Genomic DNA, 2498 nt, shown 5'->3' on the forward strand with positions numbered 1-2498 from the left:
GTAAGCGGCTCGCCTAGGCCGTGTGTAGAGGCGTCCGCGCCTGGGCGCAGGATTGCCTCAGGTGGAGCGGCTAGATATCTTGATGTGGTGAACTCGCTGCTGCGTGCAGCTTCTCGGCCACACGCCATGGCAAGAGCTCGTCGATGACAGAGATTCTATGGTCGGCGATTCTCGGCAACACATAGTTTAGGTACGCGCGCGGATCGATGTCGTTTAGGGCGCACGTGCCAATCAACGAGTACATTGCAGCAGCACGTTCACCACCGCTGTCGGAGCCCGCAAACAGGAAGTTCTTGCGGCCCAAGCTCACACAGCGCAGCGCGTTCTCCGCGATGTTGTTGTCGATCTCGAGCGTACCGTCTTCGCAATAGAGCGTCAGTGCGCGCCACTGATTAAGCGAGTAGCTGATCGCCTTGGCTGTGTCAGACTTCGACGACAACGCTTCGAGCTTGGTCTTGAGCCACGCTTCGTAGATGCGAAGCAGTGGCTTGGCTTTCTCCTGCCGTATTCGCAGCCGTTCGTCCGCAGGCTTGCCGCGAATGGAAGCTTCAATGTTGTACAACGCACTAATGTATTCGAGGGCCTTCTGCGTTGTGTCGGACGGCGTTCGTACGTGGATATCGTAGAACTTTCTCCTTGCGTGAGCATGGCAGGCTGCTTCCAGTACTGAGCCATCCAGGAACAGTTCATCGAAGCCCGCGTATGCGTCCGCTTGTAGCGTCCCTCTGAAGCCAGCGAGATGAGTTTGAGGGTGGATGCCTTGCCTATTCGGCGAGTATGCGAACCATACCGCAGCCGGTTGCGTGGAGCCGGAGCGACGATCGTCGCGCACATAGACCCAGAGACGACCTGTTCGGGTCTTCCTGTTGCCTGGTGCGAGCACGGGAATCGGCGTATCGTCAGCATGCAGTTTGGCGGTCGATACCGTATATCGGCGCAGCGCCTCGATCAGTGGCGCGCACAACGTTTCGCATTGGCCGACCCAGCGCCCCATGCTGGCACGGTCAAGCGTGACGCCGTCGCGAGCGGCGATTGCCGATTGTCGATACAACGGCTGGTGGTCTGCGTATTTCGAGACGAGGATATCCGCGAGCAAACTCGGGTGGGCGATGCTCCGCTCGATTGGCAGTCCCGGCATCGACGGCTGTTTGATGGCGTGGCAGCAAGGGCAAACAAGTTTGCGCCGGATCGTGCGAATGACTTTGAAGGCGGCCGCAACTCGGGCGAGTTGTTCGGATATGTCCTCACCGAGCAGTTGCATTGTTTGACCGCAGTCCGGGCAACTGGATGCCGGCTCGAGCACATGATCTTCGCGCAAGAGGTGCGCCGGTAATGCATGTCTCGAAGCCGCGTTGCCGGTTGTTGCGTTGGAGGCGGACGCGTTGGCGCCTTGAGCCTGCGCGCGCTGCACGTCTGCAACGCCGCGTCCGGCGGCCAGATCTTCGAGTTGGGTCTCGAGGGTCTCTATCTGCCGCTGCAACTGTTCGGATTTGCGGCCGAACTGCATGCGCCGAAGTTTGTCGATCTGTGCCTTGAGTTGATCGATCTCGATATCGCGTTCAGCGAGCAGACTACGAGCCTCGACCAACAAGGCCTTCAGGAGATCGACATCGTCAGGAAGATCGGCGCCGTTCGACATGCACGGCAGTTTACGAGTGTTCCGCGCGGTTTACAACATCGATAACGCGGCGGTGCGCCGGGGCTGTCGCCAATCGATGCCCTCGAGAAGCATTGACAGTTGTGCGGAGCTCAGATGAATCTTCCCGTCGTTGGCCTGGGGCCAGATAAAGCGGCCCCGCTCAAGACGCTTTGCCAGGAGCCAGATGCCATCCTCCGTCGCCCAGAGGACCTTTATGAGATCGCCTCGGCCGCCTCGGAAGACGTAGACGTTGCCGCCCAATGGATTCTCTTCAAGCGCCGTTTGCACCTTTGCCGCTAGCCCCTGAAACCCACAGCGCATGTCGGTCACGCCTGCAGCAATCCAGATACGCGTGCCAGCCGGGAGCGAGATCATGATCGCAGACTGCCCAACACGGTACGCAGCATGTCGGCGTCGACCAGACCATCTACCTTGACCACCACACGGCCGATTCGGATTTCAATCGTGCCCGCAGGTGGCGCCGGGTTTGCATCTAATGCTGGTAAATCGCCTGACGGCGCGGCCAGGGCCTGCGTCGGTGGGTCACTCAGCAGTACGACTGGCAGCATGCCGGCAGGCTGAGCGTGCCGCTCGGTAAGATATCGGCGCCGCCAGGTGTACAGCATGTTCGCATTGATGCCATTCTCACGGGCGAGTCTCGCAACGGAGACGCCTGGTTCACATGCCGCTGCCGCCAGCCGGTCCCGAAGCTCCCTTGGGTAGTTTGGACGGCCCGCTCGACTACCCGACTTCTTCTCTGAGAACTCTGACAAAGTGGTGTCCATCAATCGAAAGTGATGGACATCATTGTGCTGCGTACTGAGGTCACCCCCTACAACGGTCGAGACGAGCCGCTTAC

3 protein-coding genes are annotated in these 2498 nt (G+C 59.8%); all 3 read right to left on the reverse strand.

Annotated features, from left to right (window positions below; translation table 11 throughout):
- Positions 1-70: 70 nt before the first annotated feature.
- Genes tnpC through tnpA form a run of 3 tightly spaced genes read right to left on the reverse strand, consistent with a single transcriptional unit; the run spans position 71 to position 2424 of the window.
- Positions 71-1639 carry an IS66 family transposase gene (tnpC, locus tag QCE62_RS34970; RefSeq protein WP_309927988.1) on the reverse strand — a complete coding sequence of 523 codons (1569 nt, stop codon included), beginning with the start codon at positions 1637-1639 and terminating at the stop codon, positions 71-73.
- 30 nt (positions 1640-1669) lie between these two features.
- Positions 1670-2014: an IS66 family insertion sequence element accessory protein TnpB gene (gene tnpB / locus QCE62_RS34975; protein WP_309927990.1), complete on the reverse strand. Its 345-nt coding sequence runs from the start codon at positions 2012-2014 to the stop codon at positions 1670-1672.
- Positions 2011-2424: an IS66-like element accessory protein TnpA gene (gene tnpA / locus QCE62_RS34980; protein WP_250517966.1), complete on the reverse strand. Its 414-nt coding sequence runs from the start codon at positions 2422-2424 to the stop codon at positions 2011-2013. Before tnpA ends, tnpB begins: the two co-directional genes overlap by 4 nt.
- Positions 2425-2498: the final 74 nt, after the last annotated feature.

This window comes from Caballeronia sp. LZ033 (assembly GCF_031451265.1).
GTDB lineage: Bacteria > Pseudomonadota > Gammaproteobacteria > Burkholderiales > Burkholderiaceae > Caballeronia.